Origin of the sequence: Caulobacter mirabilis (assembly GCF_002749615.1) — a bacterium.
GTDB lineage: Bacteria > Pseudomonadota > Alphaproteobacteria > Caulobacterales > Caulobacteraceae > Caulobacter > Caulobacter mirabilis.
Map to the genome: position 1 here is coordinate 1,766,743 of NZ_CP024201.1, position 16,002 is coordinate 1,782,744.

The 16,002-nt window shown below is 69.1% G+C and carries 17 protein-coding genes; 11 read left to right on the forward strand and 6 right to left on the reverse strand.

Annotated features, from left to right (window positions below; translation table 11 throughout):
• The first annotated feature begins 1 nt into the window (after position 1).
• Complete coding sequence (locus tag CSW64_RS08615) at positions 2-1,492, forward strand: peptidoglycan DD-metalloendopeptidase family protein (protein WP_099621727.1); 1,491 nt, start codon at positions 2-4, stop codon at positions 1,490-1,492.
• A 43-nt stretch (positions 1,493-1,535) separates the two neighbouring features.
• On the opposite strand, the gene CSW64_RS08620 is transcribed toward CSW64_RS08615, so the two are convergent.
• Entirely contained in the window at positions 1,536-2,375 is an 840-nt protein-coding gene (locus CSW64_RS08620; RefSeq protein WP_099621728.1) for an ATP-binding protein, read from the reverse strand.
• Positions 2,376-2,495: 120 nt separating this feature from the next.
• Here CSW64_RS08620 and yajC point away from each other — a divergent pair, with 120 nt between their 5' ends.
• The 6 genes from yajC to CSW64_RS08650 all read left to right on the forward strand — a co-directional run bounded on the left by yajC (position 2,496) and on the right by CSW64_RS08650 (position 7,203).
• A complete protein-coding gene (yajC, locus tag CSW64_RS08625; RefSeq protein WP_099621729.1) occupies positions 2,496-2,807 on the forward strand; it encodes a preprotein translocase subunit YajC in 312 nt (103 codons plus the stop codon).
• 20 nt (positions 2,808-2,827) lie between these two features.
• Entirely contained in the window at positions 2,828-4,429 is a 1,602-nt protein-coding gene (gene secD, locus CSW64_RS08630; RefSeq protein ID WP_099621730.1) for a protein translocase subunit SecD, read from the forward strand.
• A 10-nt stretch (positions 4,430-4,439) separates the two neighbouring features.
• Positions 4,440-5,429, forward strand: coding sequence for a protein translocase subunit SecF (gene secF, locus CSW64_RS08635; RefSeq protein ID WP_099621731.1), 990 nt, complete (start codon positions 4,440-4,442; stop codon positions 5,427-5,429).
• A complete protein-coding gene (locus CSW64_RS08640) occupies positions 5,429-5,791 on the forward strand; it encodes an Mth938-like domain-containing protein (RefSeq protein WP_099621732.1) in 363 nt (120 codons plus the stop codon). The genes secF and CSW64_RS08640 overlap by 1 nt, the downstream gene beginning before the upstream one ends.
• Before the next feature lie 104 nt (positions 5,792-5,895).
• Positions 5,896-6,498, forward strand: a complete 603-nt coding sequence (locus tag CSW64_RS08645) for a urate hydroxylase PuuD (RefSeq protein WP_099621733.1) — start codon at positions 5,896-5,898, stop codon at positions 6,496-6,498.
• A gap of 60 nt (positions 6,499-6,558) precedes the next feature.
• Positions 6,559-7,203 (forward strand): squalene/phytoene synthase family protein, encoded by a 645-nt coding sequence (locus CSW64_RS08650; protein ID WP_099621734.1) that lies wholly within the window; start codon positions 6,559-6,561, stop codon positions 7,201-7,203.
• Here the strand turns inward: CSW64_RS08650 and CSW64_RS21985 are convergent.
• The 4 genes from CSW64_RS21985 to trmFO all read right to left on the reverse strand — a co-directional run bounded on the left by CSW64_RS21985 (position 7,200) and on the right by trmFO (position 11,525).
• Positions 7,200-7,376: a hypothetical protein gene (locus tag CSW64_RS21985; protein WP_172448501.1), complete on the reverse strand. Its 177-nt coding sequence runs from the start codon at positions 7,374-7,376 to the stop codon at positions 7,200-7,202. The two genes, CSW64_RS08650 and CSW64_RS21985, sit on opposite strands and share 4 nt — an antisense overlap.
• Before the next feature lie 83 nt (positions 7,377-7,459).
• A complete protein-coding gene (locus CSW64_RS08655) occupies positions 7,460-9,529 on the reverse strand; it encodes a S9 family peptidase (RefSeq protein ID WP_099621735.1) in 2,070 nt (689 codons plus the stop codon).
• 62 nt (positions 9,530-9,591) lie between these two features.
• Positions 9,592-10,116 (reverse strand): methyltransferase family protein, encoded by a 525-nt coding sequence (locus CSW64_RS08660; RefSeq protein WP_099621736.1) that lies wholly within the window; start codon positions 10,114-10,116, stop codon positions 9,592-9,594.
• Positions 10,117-10,121: 5 nt separating this feature from the next.
• Positions 10,122-11,525, reverse strand: coding sequence for a methylenetetrahydrofolate--tRNA-(uracil(54)-C(5))-methyltransferase (FADH(2)-oxidizing) TrmFO (gene trmFO, locus CSW64_RS08665; RefSeq protein ID WP_099624175.1), 1,404 nt, complete (start codon positions 11,523-11,525; stop codon positions 10,122-10,124).
• 117 nt (positions 11,526-11,642) lie between these two features.
• On the opposite strand from trmFO, the gene CSW64_RS08670 reads away from it, so the two are divergent.
• From CSW64_RS08670 to CSW64_RS08685, 4 genes are all read left to right on the forward strand, one after another.
• Positions 11,643-12,614, forward strand: coding sequence for a hypothetical protein (locus CSW64_RS08670; protein WP_099621737.1), 972 nt, complete (start codon positions 11,643-11,645; stop codon positions 12,612-12,614).
• Positions 12,615-12,707: 93 nt separating this feature from the next.
• Entirely contained in the window at positions 12,708-13,514 is an 807-nt protein-coding gene (locus tag CSW64_RS08675) for a hypothetical protein (RefSeq protein WP_099621738.1), read from the forward strand.
• Positions 13,511-14,392, forward strand: a complete 882-nt coding sequence (locus CSW64_RS08680) for a hypothetical protein (protein ID WP_099621739.1) — start codon at positions 13,511-13,513, stop codon at positions 14,390-14,392. The genes CSW64_RS08675 and CSW64_RS08680 overlap by 4 nt, the downstream gene beginning before the upstream one ends.
• Before the next feature lie 64 nt (positions 14,393-14,456).
• A complete protein-coding gene (locus CSW64_RS08685; RefSeq protein WP_099621740.1) occupies positions 14,457-15,353 on the forward strand; it encodes a hypothetical protein in 897 nt (298 codons plus the stop codon).
• Here CSW64_RS08685 and CSW64_RS08690 read toward each other — a convergent pair.
• Complete coding sequence (locus CSW64_RS08690) at positions 15,350-15,964, reverse strand: glutathione S-transferase family protein (RefSeq protein ID WP_099621741.1); 615 nt, start codon at positions 15,962-15,964, stop codon at positions 15,350-15,352. The two genes, CSW64_RS08685 and CSW64_RS08690, sit on opposite strands and share 4 nt — an antisense overlap.
• Positions 15,965-16,002: the final 38 nt, after the last annotated feature.

The window sequence follows — 16,002 nt, forward strand, 5'->3', positions numbered from 1 at the left end:
GATGACCCCCAAGATTACCCGTACCGCCCTGGTCGCTGCCGCCGCGACTGTCCTGACCGCCTGCGCCTCGACGGCGCAGTATCCGATCATCGAAGGGCAGCAGCCCGGCACGGGGCCGCAGCCTGCCCGACCGAACTATCCGGTGCACACGCCGCCGCCGCCGGCCGAGAACATGCCCGACCCGCAGGCCCGCCCGACCGAGACGGTCGAGAGCGGGAGCCTGTCGCCCGCCGCCCGCCCCGCGCCGGTCGAGAGCAGCCAACTGCCGCCGCCGCCCGAGGTCGAGGAGGCGCCGCCGCCGCCTCCGCCGCCCGTGCGCCGCCCGCCGCCCGCCCCGGTGACCAAGACGATCACTCTGGCTCCGGGCAAGGTGGTCGACGCCGACGGCCGGCCCAAGACCTACACCGTCAAGGAAGGGCAGGGGCTCGACGCCGTCGCCCGGGCCATGGGCTCCAGCCGCGCCGAGCTGGCCAAGATCAACGGCCTGAAGGAACCCTATCGGCTGAAGCCCGGCCAGACGCTGAAGGGGCCGGCCGCCCGCGCCAAGGCCTATGTCGTGGCTCCTTCGGACACCCTGTTCGCCATCGGCCGCCGGTTCGGCGTCAGCGTCCAGGCCCTGGCCGAAGAGAACGAGATCGAGACCAACGCGCCGCTGCGGGTCGGCCAGAAGATCAAGCTGCCGGAGGGCTTCAAGGACGCCGGGCCGATCAAGCGCACGGTCACCGTGACGCCGGAGCCGGAGCCGGAACCCGTCGCGCCGCCGCCGGTCGTCCGGCCGACGCCGCGGCCGGAGCCGGTTCGTCCGGCGCCCGAGCCTGTCCGACCGGCTCCCCAGCCCGAGCCCGAGCCGCTCCGCCCCGCGCCGCCGGTCACGCGGCCGACGCCCGTTCCGCCGGTCGCCAAGCCTGAACCGCAGCCCCTGCGGCCGGCGCCCCGTCCCGAGCCTGTGCGTCCCGAGCCGGTCCGGCCGGAGCCGGTGCGCCCCGAGCCGCCGCGCGCGACCGTTCCGCCGCCCGCGACGACGCGGCCGACGGCGCCGTTGCTGCCGACCGATCGTCCGCCGACCCAGAGCGATGCGGAGATCGCCGAACTGGGCCGCGGCCGCTTCCAGTGGCCGATCCGCGGCGAAGTCATCTCGGGCTACGGTCCGAAGGGCGCCGGCCGCCGCAACGACGGCATCGACATCGCGGCCTCGGCCGGCACGCCGGTGCGCGCCGCGGCGCCTGGCAAGGTGGTCTATTCGGGCGGCGACGTGCCGGGCTTCGGCACGACGGTGCTGGTTCAGCACGAAGACGGCTGGGTTACGGTCTATGGCAACCTGCAGAAGTCCGAGGTCCGGATGCAGCAGAACATCCCGGCCGGCTTCCAGATCGGCACGGTCGGCCAGAGCGGCGGCGTTCCCCAGCCGCAGCTGCACTTCGAGGTCCGCTACTCGCCCTCGCCGAAGTTCAAGGCCAAGGCCGTCGACCCGTCGCTGGTCCTGCCGCGGTGACCTCGCGGGGACATGCTCCCGCAGGGTGCGTGTCCCCTTCGGCTTACGCCGGCAGGTTCTTCCCCAGCTCCCCGGCCAGGTCGCGGATGAACTGGAAAGCCACGCGGCCGGATCGGGAGCCGCGGAGCTGGGCCCATTGCAGGGCGCGACGGTCGAGATCGGGAACCTTCAGGTCGAATCGCTCGGCGTAGCTGTGGATCGCCGACAGGTAGGCGGCTTGATCCATCGGCGGGAAGCCGATCCACAGACCGAAGCGGTCGGAGACGCTCACCTCTTCCTCGGCGTCCTCGGCCGAGGCGATCATGCCGCGGTTCTCGGCGTGGTCGCGGGGCATGAGGTGACGGCGGTTCGAGGTGGCCACGAACAGCACGTTCTCCGGCGGGCCGGCGACGCCGCCTTCCAGCGCCGACTTCAGAGCCTTGGCCGCGGCGGCGCCGTCCTCGAACGACAGATCGTCGCACAGGACCACGAACCGCTCGGGCCGGTTGCGCAACAGGTCGAACAGCGGGGGCAGGGCGGCGACCTCGTCGCGGTCCACCTCGACCAGCTTCAGCGCGGGAAAGGCCTCGACCATACTCATGAAGGCGGCCTTGGTCACCGAGCTCTTGCCGGTGCCGCGCACGCCCCACAGCAGGACGTGGTTCGAGGGCAGGCCGCGGGCGAACCGCCTAAGGTTCTCCAGGAATCGGGTCTTCTGGTTGTCGATGCCGACAAGCAGATCCAGGGCCAGCGGATAGTCCGGCGCGCCTACGAAGGCGCCGCCCGCCGGCTCGTGCCGGAACAGGTGCGCGACTGAAAAGTCCGCGGGCGACGGCGGCGGGGGCGCCAGGCGATCCAGCGCCTCGGCGATGCGGGTGATCAAAGCCTGTGTCTTATCGTCCATACCCGGCGGCTTAACGGGCCCGGCGCGGATTGCAAAGCGCAGGGTCAACGCATAGTTTCCGCCGACCTACGGGGGACGGTCACGGCTGCTCCCCGCGCTTTATCATTTCTCGGAGACGACATGCCTGCCGGCGACGCCTCGAACATCCTGATCCAGATCGCGCCGCTGGTGCTGATCGTGGCCGTGTTCTACTTCCTGATGATCCGTCCGCAGCAGAAGCGGATGAAGGACCACCAGAACATGATCACCAACCTGAAGCGTGGTGACAACGTGGTCCTGTCCAGCGGCCTGATCGGCAAGATCGTCCGCGTTGAAGACAAGGAAGTCGGGGTCGAGATCGCCCAGGGCGTCACCGTGAAGGTGGTGCGCGGCATGATCGCCGAAGTCCGCGCCAAGGGCGAGCCCGCGGCCGCCAACGACGCCAAGAACTGATCTTCTAGGGTCTCCCGCGCATGATGGTCTTGTCACGCTGGAAGGTGATCGTCGTTCTGGCGGCGCTCCTGTTCGGCATTCTCTTCACCTTGCCGAACGTCCTGCCGGCCTCGGTGCGGGAATCTCTCCCGCCGTTCCTGCCCAAGAAGACCCTGAACCTGGGTCTCGACCTGCAGGGCGGCTCCTACCTTCTGCTCGAGGTCGACACGGCCGCGCTGCAGAAGGAAAAGGCGACCAACCTGGTCGAGGACGTCCGCAAGATCCTGCGCGACCAGCAGATCAGCATCGGCGACGTCCAGCAGACCGCCACCAGCGTCTCGGTGCGGATTCCCGATCCGGCCCAGCGGAGCGCCGCCCAGAGCGCCCTGTCGCGCCAGCTGCCGCAGCCGCTGAAGAACGGAGCCGGCACGGACCTGACGGTCAGCCGCCAGGGCGACGACCGCATCCGCCTGGCCTTCACCGAGCAGGGGATGAACGAACAGGCCATCTCGGCGGTCGATCAGTCGATCGAGATCATCCGTCGCCGGGTGGACGAGCTGGGCACCAAGGAGCCCGCGATCACCAAACAGGGCGCCAACCGCATCGTGGTCCAGGCCCCGGGCGAGAGCGACCCCGAGAAGCTGAAGGAGGTCATCGGCCAGACGGCCAAGCTGACCTTCCAGATGGTCGACACCTCGGTCTCGCTGCAGGACGCCGCCGCCGGTCGCCTGCCGCCGGGGTCCGAGCTGCTGCCCAGCCTCGACAAGTACCAGCCCGCCTACGTTGTCCGCCGCCGCGCCGAGGTTTCCGGCGAGATGCTCACCGACGCCCGTCAGGTGAACAACCCGCAGACCGGCGCCAGCGAGGTGTCGATCCGCTTCAACAGCCAGGGCGCGCGCCGCTTCGGCGACATCACCACCAAGAACGTCGGCAAGCCGTTCGCCATCGTCCTCGACGGCAAGGTCATCTCGGCCCCGAACATCAACAGCCCGATCACCGGCGGCCAGGGCGTGATCACCGGCAGCTTCACGGTCGAAAGCGCCAACAACCTCGCCATCCTGCTGCGCGCCGGCGCCCTGCCGGCCCCGCTGAAGGTGGAAGAGCAGCGCACCGTCGGGGCCGAGCTCGGCGCCGACGCCGTCGAGGCGGGCAAGATCTCGACCATCGTCGGCTTCGTCTCGATCCTGGTGTTCATGCTGCTGGCCTACGGCTTCCTGTTCGGCGGCATCTCGGTCATCGCCCTGCTCGTGAACGGCCTGATGATCATCGCGGCCATGAGCGCGACCCAGGCGACGCTGACCCTGCCCGGCATCGCCGGCCTGATCCTGACCCTGGCCGTGGCCGTCGACGCCAACGTGCTGATCTACGAACGGATGCGAGACGAGGTGAGAGCGGGGAGGCCATTGCTCTCAGCGATGGACGCCGGCTTCTCGCGGGCCATGGAGACCATCATCGACGCCAACCTGACGACCCTCATCGCGGCGGCGATCATGTTCTTCTTCGGCGCCGGCCCGGTGCGCGGCTTCGCCTGGACCCTGTCCATCGGCGTGTTCACCTCGGTCCTCACCGCGGTCCTGGTCACCCAGGTCCTGCTCGCCCTGTGGTATCGTTCGGCGCGTCCCAAGACGCTGCCGATCCTCTGAGGTTCGTGCCATGTGGCCTCTGATCAAGATCCTTCCGATCAAGACCAACTTCCGCTTCGTCGCCTTCGCGAAGGCGGCGGGCGTGGTCTCCGCCCTGCTGTGCGTCGCGTCGCTGGCGGCCGTGCTGTTCCCGTTCCAGCCGCCGTGCGGCGGCCTGAACTGCGGCATCGACTTCCGCGGCGGCACGATCCTCGAGTTCACCACCGAGCGGACGCCCGGCGGCCCGGGTCAACAGATTGACCTCGCCAAGGTGCGCGGCGCTCTGGCCGACAAGGGCCTCGGCGACGTCGGCGTTCAGGCCTTCGATGAGGGCAAGAGCGTCATGGTCCGCTTCGAGACCCCGGCGGGCAAGGACGCCAACGCGGTGAAGACCGACGTCCGCCAGACCCTCGAGAAGACGCTCGGCCAGCTGAAGTTCACCAACGACTCCACGGTCGGAGCCAAGGTGTCGGGCGAGCTGTTCACCAACGGCATCCTGGCCCTGCTGGTCGCGATCGGCCTGATGCTGATCTACATCTGGTTCCGGTTCGAGCTGCAGTTCGGCCTCGGCGCGGTGATCGGCCTGTTCCACGACGTGCTGATCACCTTCGGCTTGATCGCGCTGTTCGACATGGAGTTCAGCCTGACCACCATCGCGGCGATCCTGACGATCATCGGCTACTCGATGAACGACACCGTCGTGGTCTTCGACCGCCTGCGCGAGAACCTGCGCAAGTACAAGAAGATGCCGCTGAAGGAAGTCATCGACCTATCGGTGAACGAGACGCTGTCACGGACGATCATCACCGGCCTGACCGCCATCCTGGCGCTCGGCGGCCTGGCGGTCTTCGGCGGCGAGGCGCTGTTCGGCTTCTCGGTGATCATGATGTTCGGCATTGCGCTGGGCACCTACTCGTCGATCTACGTCGCCGCGCCGGTCATCCTGCTGTGGGGCGTCAAGCGCGGAACGGTCGAGGAAGAGGCCACGCCGATCAAGCTCGGCGCCGCCTCGCGGCCCTGATGGCGGCCCTCCGCCAGCCCCCGTCGATCGACGCCTGGGGCGGCGGCGGGTTCCGGGTCGCCGGCGAATGGCGGCCCGGTTCGCTGCTGGTGCTGGACGACGTGGCGCGGTCCTGGCCGGCCACATCGCTGGCCGCGCTGACTCCCGCCGCCTTCGACGAGGTCCTGGCCAACCGCTCGGCCGTGGAGTTCGTGCTGCTGGGGACGGGCCTCCACCAGGCCCTGCCGCCGCGCGAGGTCCGCGACGCCCTCAAGGCGGCCGGCGTCGGTCTGGAGTTCATGTCCACCGAGGCCGCCGCGCGCATGTACAACGTGCTCGCCTCGGAAGGCCGCCGCATGGCCGCCGCCCTGATCGCGGTCTGACCCCCTCTTGCGAGCCCCTCTCAGGAGGGGCCGCAACCCTTTACCGGCTCGAACGAACGGGCCTATAGCAGAGTCCTAGGGTAGGATTCTTCAGGGGGTTGAAGATGGCCGGGCTGCTGTCGAACTTCAGAAACACCATCATCCTCAGCGTGATCCTCGCGCTGGCGATGATCTTCGCCTACTTCCAGCTGGCCGGCGGGCCGAGCATCCTGTTCTGGCAGGCCGTGCTGCGCTGGATCCACACCTTCTTCGGCATCCTGTGGATCGGGTTGCTCTACTACTTCAACTTCGTCCAGATTCGGAAAATGCCGGAGATCCCGGCCGAGCTTAAGCCGGCGGTGTCGAAGTACATCGCGCCGGAAGCTCTGTTCTGGTTCCGCTGGGCCGCTCTGGGCACCTGGGTCGTCGGCGTCATCCTGGCCATGATCAGCGGCAAGCTGATCTCGGGCTTCACGCTCGGCGCCTCGGAAGGCTTCGTCAACCAGGGCAACATCCTGCTCGGCATCGGCATGTGGCTGGCGACGATCATGTTCATCAATGTCTGGGCCTTCATCTGGCCGAACCAGAAGATCGCCCTGGGCATCGTCGAGGCCGACGCTGACGCCAAGGCCAAGGCCGCCAAGACCGCGATGCTGTTCTCGCGCACCAACCTGCTGCTCAGCATCCCGATGCTGACCGCCATGACGATGACGCAGACGCTCGGCTAACCGGCCGACATCGACTAGAGAGAGCCCGCCGGACCGATCCGGCGGGCTTTTTCTTTGAGTATGGCCGACGACCTCGACACCACCGTCCGCGACCACGCCCCCGACCGCTGGCTCTCCAGCCGGTTCGTGGACGACCTGGCGGCCCGCGCCGACCTGATCGCGCTGTATGCGCTGGATCACGAGCTGACCCGCATCCCAAGCGTGGCCAAGGATCCGCTGATGGGCGAGATCCGCATGACCTGGTGGATCGAGGGCCTGGAGGAGATCGCCGCCGGCAAGCCGCCCCGCGAGCATCCGGTGCTGAAGGCGGTCGCGGCCTCCGCCCTGCCGGCGGAGGCGCTGGCGGCCCTGGCGGAGGCGCGGCTGGGCGACCTGGATGGGCCCAAGGAGGGCGAGGCGCTGCTCAAGCACGTCGACGCCACGGAGGGGCTGATCATGGCCCTGGCCGCTCGGCGACTGTCGCCCGAGGCCATCGCCAACCAGGTGGTCAGCGCGGCCCGCGCCTATGGTCTGGGCAAGCTGGACGGGCAGGTGGCCCTGGCCGCCCTGAAGGACAGCGCGGCCGAACTGAAGACCCTGCCGGTCGCGGCCTTCCCCGCGGTGGCCCACGCGACCCTGGCGGGCCGCTATGCGCGCAGCAAAAACCCGGGCGCGCTGGAGAAACGCGCCCGGGTCCTGCTGGCCGTCCTGAGAGGCCGGATCTAGGTCGCCGCCTCGCGGATCTCGCGGGCCAGCGCCTCTATGAGCTCGAAGTACTCGGTTCTGCGTTCCGGCGTGAACAGCAGCCGATCCCAGGCCTCGATACGCTTTCTGAGCGCCTCCACCTCCGGAATGTCGTGGTCCCAAGAGGTGAAATCGTCCCACTCATAGCCGTGCACCCGGCTCTCCAGGAACCGCTCGATGAGGTCGGCGACCTCACCGGCGTTCCGCGGCGCGCCTTTCGCTCGACCAGGACGACCCACTATTTGGCGGCCGTGTACTTGTTCAGCCAGCCCAGCACCTCGCCGTGCCACTGGACCGAGTTCTGCGGACGCAGGACCCAGTGGTTCTCGTTCGGGAAGTAGAGCAGGCGGCTGTCGACGCCCTGGCGCTGCAGGGCGGTGAAGGTGCTCAGGCCCTGTTCGGTCGGGATGCGGAAGTCCAGGCCGCCCTGGACGACCAGCATCGGCTTCTTCCAGTTCTGGACGTGGTTGACCGGGTTGAACTTCTCGATGTTGGCGGTGGCGTCCCAGGCCTTGCCGCCGTTCTCCCACTCGGTGAACCACAGCTCTTCGGTGCCGTAGGCCATGGCCCGGCTGTCGAAGACGCCGTCGTGGTTCACCAGGCACTTCCAGGGCTCGTTCCAGTTGCCGGCGATCCAGTTGACCATGTAGCCGCCGTAGGAGGCGCCGAGCGCGCAGGCACGGTCGCCGTCCAGGAAGCTGTAGGTCTTCAGCGCGTGCGCCCAGCCCTTCTGCAGGTCTTCCAGCGGGCGGTCGCCCCAGTGCTGGCTGATCGAGTCGGTGAAGGCCTGGCCGTAGCCGGTGGAGCCGTGGAAATCGACCATCACCACCGCGTAGCCGGCGCTGGCGTAGGTCTGCGGGTTCCAGCGGTAGCTGAAGCCGTTGCCGAAGCTGCCCTGCGGTCCGCCGTGGATCAGGAAGGCGACGGGGTAGGTCTTGGCCGGGTCGAAACCGATCGGCTTCACCAGATAGGCGTGGACGGTCTCGTTGTTCCAGCCGGTGAAGGTGAACTGCTCGGCCTGGCCCATCTCGACGCCGGCCAGCTTGTCGGCGTTGGCGTCGGTCAGCTTGACCGGCTTGGCGCCCGGCTTGAAGCCGATGCTGTACAGCTGGGCGGGCGAGGCCAGGGTGTCCTGGCTGTAGACGATGCCCCTGGCGCTGACGTCGAAGGCGCCGACGTGGCCGGGTCCGGTCAGCGGCGAAACCTTGGCGGTCTTCACGTCCACGGCGAACAGGCGGGTCTGGCCGACGTCGCCGGCGACGGCGTAGATCGTCTTGCCGTCCGGAGCCCAGGCGATGGCGTCGGCCGAACGGTCCCAGGCCGGAGCCAGCTCGCGGGTCGCGCCGGTGGCGACGTCGCGGATCATGATCCTGTAGCGGTCGGCCTCGAAGGTCGGGCGCTTCATGGCGCGGTAGGCGACCTGCTTGCCATCCGGCGAATAGGCCGCGCCCGTATCCCAAGCCTCGTTGGCCTTCGTGGTGTTGACCGGCGCCGCCGAGCCGTCCGCCGGCGTCGTGTAGAGGTCGAAGTTGGTGCTCCAGGGCTCGCTCTTGCCGGCCAGACGGGCGGCGAAGACCACCGACTGGCTGTCGGGCGTGAAGGTGAACTCGCCGTCGTCGCCGAACGGCTTGGACGGGGCGTCGCCGTCGAAGCCCTTCATCACCGCGACCGGCTCGCCGGCCGTGGCCAGGCGCTTCTCGTCCAGGTTCAGAACGTAGAGATGGTTGCGGGTCCCGTCGGCCCAGGCGTCCCAGTGGCGAACGAACAGCTTGTCGTGGACCTGGCCGGTGCTCTTGCGCGCCGCGTCGGCGGCCTGGCGGTCGGCGGTGCACTGCAGGGTGTCGCAGTCGGGGAAGACGGCCAGGCTGACGGCCAGCCTGCCGCCGTCCGGCGAGACGCGGAACGCGCCGACGTCGAACGGAAGCTTGGTCACCTGGCCGGCGGTCTCGACCCCGACCTCGGTGCGCCAAACCTGGCTGGAGCCGCCGCGGCTGGACAGGAAGTAGACGGTCTTACTGTCGGGCGCCCAGCGAGCGCTGTTGGCGCCGCCGTCGGACGCGCCGAGCCGGCGCGGCGCGGGGGTCTTGGCGGTCAGATCGACCAGCCACAGCGAGGTCGTGGCCTTGTTGGCGTCGTAGTTGACCGTGCGCTGGCTGTAGACGACGTAGCGGCCGTCCGGCGACACGCGCGGATCGCTGATCCGGTCCAGCGTGGCCAGGTCCTTGGCGGTGAGGGGGCGGGCCTCGGCGGCCGTGGCCAGCGTGAAGCAGGCGGCGCCCGCGAGCAGCAGGCGAAGAGCAGTCTTCATTCCAGGTGTTTCCCGACAAACGTTGCGCGTTTGGCGCGGGACACTACTGCCCGCTTCCCCGGTTATCCAGGGGGTGGGGCAGGGCTTTGCGCGACCGGCGGTTTCCAGGGCGTCAGGCGCGGGATCCAGCGCGGGACGTTGGCGACGTATTCGGCATAGTCGTCCGGGAAGGCGATCCGCAGGGTCGGCTCCTCGTAGCCCAGCACGAACATGTGGGTGATCAGCCAGATCGCGACGGCGTAGGCCAGGACCGGCAGGCTCAGGAACATGACCGTCTGGCCGATCAGCATGGTCAGCACGGCCACGTACATCGGATTGCGGACGTGCCGGTACAGGCCCGTCGTGATCAGGGTGTGCGTCGGCGCGATCGGGGCGGGCGTCCCGTGCCCCTCCAGCGCGAACCGGGCGAAACAGGCGATCGAGGCCGCCAGGCCCGCCAGGACGATGGCGGCGCCGACGATCACGAACGGCGTGACGCCGTCCGGCAGCTGCCAGCGCGTGAAGCCCCAGGGGATGAAGCCGACGATGACGCCGGGCGCGACGAAGAAGAAGATGACCGTTCCGACGATGGCGCGGCGACGGTCCATGTCCGCTACTCCGCCGCCGCCGGGACCGCGTCGGCCAGCCAGCGGTCCAGATCGGCCACGGCCCGCTCGCTCATCAGCCGCTTCTTGGCGCGGCCGCGGTCAGCGTTCTTCATGCGCTGGCCGTCCTCGGTCCGCTTGGGCGCCTCCATCGGCGGCAGCAGACCGTAGTTGATGTTCATCGGCTGGAAGCCGTGCTTGCCGCCGTCCAGATGGCCGCCGGTGATATGCGCCACGAGCGCGCCCAGGGCCGTGGTCGGCGGCGGAGCGACGATGGGTGCTCCCAGGCGTTCGGCGGCGGCCAGGCGACCGGTCAGCAGGCCCAGCGCCGCGCTCTCGACGTAGCCCTCGACGCCCGTCACCTGGCCGGCGAACCGCAGGCGGGGATCGGCCTTCAGCCGCGCCTGGTCGTCTAACAGCCTGGGGCTGTTCAGGAAGGTGTTGCGGTGCAGGCCGCCCAGGCGGGCGAACTGCGCGTCCTCAAGGCCCGGGATCATGCGGAAGATGTCGGCCTGGGCGCCGTGCTTCAGCTTGGTCTGGAAGCCGACCATGTTCCACAGGGTGCCCAAGGCGTTGTCCTGGCGCAGCTGGACCACTGCGTAGGGCTTCACCTCCGGCTGATGGGCGTTGGTCAGGCCGACCGGCTTCATCGGGCCGTGGCGCAGGGTCTCGCGGCCGCGCTCGGTCATCACCTCGATGGGCAGGCAGCCGTCGAAGTAGGGAACGTTCTCCCACGCCTTGAACTCGGACTTCGGCCCGGCCAGCAGGGCGTCGATGAACGCCTCGTACTGATCCTTGTCCATCGGGCAGTTGATGTAGGCGGCGGCGTCGCCGCCGGGGCCTTCCTTGTCGTAGCGCGACTGCCGCCAGGCCTTGGTCATGTCGATCGAGTCGAAATGCACGATCGGGGCGATGGCGTCGAAGAAGCTGAGGCTGTCCTCGCCGGTCAGGTCGAGAATGGCCTGGGCCAGCTTGGGCGAGGTCAGGGGCCCCGTCGCGATGATGACGTTGTCCCACTCGGCCGGGGGGATCCCGTCGATCTCCTCGCGGACGATGGTGACCAGCGGATGGTTCGCCAGCCGTTCGGTCACGGCGTCGGAGAAGCCGTCGCGATCCACGGCGAGCGCGCCGCCGGCCGGCACCTGATGCGCGTCGCCGCAGGCCATGATGATCGAGTCGAGCCGACGCATCTCGGCGTGCAGAAGGCCGACCGCGTTGTACTGCCAGTCATCGGAGCGGAACGAGTTGGAGCAGACCAGCTCGGCCAGGCCGTCGGTCTGGTGGGCGTCGGTGCGCACGCCGTCGCGGCGCATCTCGTGCAGGATCACCGGAACGCCGGCGCGGGCGATCTGCCAGGTCGCTTCCGAGCCGGCCAGTCCGCCGCCGATCACATGGACGGGTTTGAAGGTCATGGCGGACAGATAGGCCGAAAGGGGGCGTCGGGGAAAGCGGGCCAACTGGCGCAGGGGAAGGTTTTGTGGTCGTCTCATGGCCTCGACGGGGCTTCGAAGGCCGGGGGAGGGCGCGAAATGGCCAATCTGGATGTGGTGCGGTCGGCGACGGCCGGCTTCGGGGTGATCGCGCGCAATCCGCTGGCCGTGGTCGTCTGGGGGCTGGTTCTGCTGCTGGTCAGCATCGCGCCCGCGATCCTGATCATGGGCGGCTTCCTCTCCTCGATGATCGGCATCGCCGCGCAGCAGGACGCGGGCGTGGAGCCGGATCCGGAAGCCGTCATGGCGATGATGGTCCCGATGATGGCGGGCTATCCGCTGCTCTTCGTGACCTCGATCCTGGCCCGGGTGATGATGACCGGCGCGATCTTCCGGTCGGTGCTGGAGCCCGAGGCGCGACGCTGGTTCTACCTGCGGCTCGGGGCCCAGGAACTATGGATGGGGCTGGTGATGGTCGTCCTGGCGATCATGGCCGGAATGCTTTTCTCGGTGCTGTGGCTCTTCGGCGCCATCCTGGTCGGCGGCGTCGCCGTCGCCTCCGGGGCCCTGTCCTCGTCGGAACCGCCGGTCTGGCTCGCGCTCGCCGTCCTCCTCATCGCGCTGGCCGGCCTTGGCGGGCTGATCTGGCTGGCGCTTCGCTTCTCCATGGCCCTGCCGATGAGTTTCGCCGAGCGCCAGTTCCGGCTGTTCGAGTCCTGGAGCTTCACCCGCGGAAAGGTCGGCGGCCTGTTCCTGATCGGCCTCCTGGTCGCGGTGATCGTCTTCGTCCTGGAAATGGTGCTGGTCGCCGTCGGCTTCCTGGTCTTCGGCCTCGCGCTGGTCGAGGTGATCGGCGTCACCGGCGGGGACGAGAAGGCCGTCGAGGCCCTCTTCCAGCAGCCGCCGCAGGTCTGGATGGCCGCCGTCGCGCCCTGGCTGGTCATCGGCGGGGTCGTGCTCGCGGTCGTCGGCGCGGCGCTCACGACCCTGGTCACCGCCCCCTGGGCGGAGGCCTATCGGCAGATCAAGGGGCCGACGCCGGACCCGGAGCCGCAGCCATCGGCGGCCTGACGCGGCGGCCCCTGTCGCCGAGGCCTCTTCTCGGGGCATAGTCCGCGCTGGGCGGTTCCGGGATTCGCGCCCGGAACCCGGCAGGAGGCTGGATTGGCGAACACGGTATCGGCAGGCGAAGGCGCGCGCGCCGGCTACGGCTTCATCCGTCAGGCTTGGCGCGGCGCGCCCGGCGCCCTGGTTCTGAGCGCGGTCGCCGCCGCGGCGTATCTGTACGTGGACTTCGCGGGGCTGGGGCGTGGGGCCCTCGCCGCTACGCTCCTCTTCAGCGTCGCGGTCGGCGTGATCGCTCAGGGCGCGCTCCTTCGGCTCGCGCTGAAGCTCGACGGCCTGGGTCCGGCGGGGCTGCAGTGGCGGGGCCTCGAGACCCGCCTGCTCGGCCTGACGCTGCTGACCGCGCTGCTCTTCGCCGTGGTCGTTCTGGTGCTGATCATTGTGATCCTCTGCGTCGTTCTGGGCCTGTCGATGGCCGGCGGCGGCCGGGCGATCGTCGACGACGCCGACTGGATCGCCTCGCTCGGCGCGCCGGGCGCGATCGCTCTGGTCGTCATCAGCCTGGGCGGGGCCGCCTTCATCATGTGGCTGTCGTTGCGCCTGTCCCTGGCGCCGGCCGCGACCGCCGTGGCCGGGCGCATCCAGCTGCTCAACACCTTCGACCTGACCAAGGGACGCGTCTGGCCCATTCTCGGCGCCTTCATCATCGTGGGCCTGCCGATATTCGCGATCGCGTTCGTCGGCGGAGCCCTGTCGGCGATGGGGGAGGGGGCGGCCCCCGGCGGAGCGGCCTTGGCGGTCGCCGTCGTTTCGGGTCTGCTGACGGCCTTCGTCTATACGCCCGCGGCGATCGGCCTGATCGCCTATCTGCACGGGCGGCTCGCGCCCGCGGGAGATGCCCGGTGACCCAGATCCGCCCCCTCGACGCCGCGCTGGAAGGTCTGCGCATCATCCGCCACAAGCCGGGCCTGGTCCTGGCCTGGACGGGCTTCTACCTGCTGTCCGCATTGGGTCTGATCGGCGTGTTGCTCGTCGGCCTGGGGCCGAAGGTGATGACCCTGGCGCCGGTCGCTCAGGGCGGCGAGCGCGACCTGGACCAGCTGTTCGCCCGTTTCGGCCTGTCGGCGGTCGTCGCGTTCCTCGCGGCGATCATCCTGACCACGATGCTGGCCGGCGCCGTGTATCGCTCGATCCTGCGGCCGGAGGAGAAGCAGCACTCCTATCTCCAGATCGGCGGCGATGAACTGCGCCTGCTGATCCTGAGCCTGGTCGTCGTCTTCGCGGTGGCCGCGATCAGCGCCGTCTATGGGGGCGTGGTGTTCGGCCTGGCCAATCGCCTGTCGGGCTTCGCCTATGGTCTGGTGACCTTCCTGGCTTCGGTCGGCGGGGTGGTCCTGACGCTGTGGTTGGCGGTGCGGCTGTCGCTGTCGGCGGCGATGACCTTCTCGCAGCGCAAGGTGCGGCTGTGGCAGGCCTGGAAGCTGACGCGAGGCCATGCGCCGCGCCTGCTCGCCATGTGGGGCCTGACGGTGGTGTTCGTCTTCGTCGTCACGATCGTCGCGGCGACGTTGAGCTGGGTCGTCGCCGGGGTGCTCGGCTTCTTCACGACCCTGGCCCAGATCGACCCCGGCAACCTCAGCCATCTTTCGCCGGGCGTGGCCCTGGCGGTGCTCGGCCAGCTGCTGATCCAGCTGGCCATCCAGGTGCTGGTGTTGGTGCTGCTTCTGGTGGTGGCCTACGCCCCGCCGGCGCGCGCCTATCTGCAGCTGAAGGATCAGGCCTGAAACCTCTGGCGCGCCGACACGAGGCGCGCCAAGCTGTCCACTGCTGCAAGCGAGGGGAACCACCGTGATCGCTACAATCGACGCCGCTCTCACCGGCTTCAGGATCGCGCGCGAAAAGCCGATGACCCTGCTGTGGTGGGCGGGCTTCTACTTCGTCTTCACCCTGGCGACGACCGTGCTCATGGTGCTGACGGCCGGACCGGAACTCATGCAGTTGCAGTCCGCCGACCCGAGCACGACAGACCCGATGGCCTCGCTGGCTCTTCTGGGCAAGGTGGGGCCGATGCTGTTGGTCCTGCTGGCGCTTTCGGCGCTCTACTACGGGATCACGTTCAGCGCGGCCAACCGGGCGGTCCTGCAGCCCAGCGACGATCGGATGGGCTATCTGCGGTTCGGCGCGCCGGAATGGCGGCAGACGCTGCTGACCTTGCTGATCTGGGCGGTGTTTTTCGCGGCGCTGTTGGTGCTGGCCGTGGTCGGCGGTCTGATCGTCGGCATCCTGAGCGCGTTCAGCATGGTCGCGGCCGTGGTCCTCGGCATAGTGGTCTTCTTCGGCGCCTGGGCCGGGCTGATCGCGCTGGGGGTGAAGCTGTCGCTGGCCAGTCCCCTGACCCAGGTCACCGGCAAGATCGACCTGGCGGCGAGCTGGCGTCTGACCCGCGGCCATTTCTGGCCGATGCTCGGCGCCTATGCGGTCGCGGCTATCCTGACGCTCGTGGTCACGCTGCTTGTGGCCGCGATCTTCTTCGTCGTCGCCCTGCTGGCGGGCGGGATGGATCTGGTGGGCCAGGTCATGGAGCCGGACCTCAGCGCGCTGGCGAACGTCCTCACGCCGGCGCAGCTGGTCTACTACCTCGGCTCGTCCATCCTGACGGCCCTGACGAGCCTGATCTGGATCTGTCCGGCGCCGGCGATCTATCGCCAGCTGACCCAGGGCGGGGCGACGTCGGCGGAGGGCTAGGCTGCGGCGCTCGGGCGGGCCGAGACGCGGGCCCGCCAGTCCGCCAGCCGGGCCGCTTCCTCTGGAAGATCCAGGCCAATGAAACTCGCGAAGTCGATGGTCGTCAGGGCGACGATGTCGGCCATGCCGTAGGCCTCGCCGGCGATGAACGGCCGGCCGTCGGCCAGTTCGCCGTCCAGCCACCGGGCGGCGCGCCCATAGTGGGCCCGGTTGGATTCGCCGAAGTCCTTGTGCTGCTCGATCAGGCTGGCGGTCAGCGGATGGGCGTGCCGCCAGAACATGCCGACCGGCACGGTCAGCTGGAACTCGATCCGCCGTGTCCACATCTCGACCTGCGCCTGCTCCAGGCCGGTGCGGCCGAACATCGCCGGCTCGGGATGCAGGCTTTCCAGGTAGCGGCAGATGGCGACCGTCTCGGAAAGGGCCGTGCCGTCGTCCAGGACCAGGGTCGGCACCTGACCGAGCGAGTTGCGGGCCAGATGGTCCGCCGCCTTGTGCTCCCGCTTGCGCAGGTCCAGCCGCTGCTGGGGCAGGTCGACGCCCTTCTCGGCCAGGAAGATACGGACCCGGCGCGGGTTGGGGGCCGGATTGTTCTCGCCGTACAGGATCATCTCGCTCCCCTCGTGTTTTCCGGAAGTGTCGGGCCTTG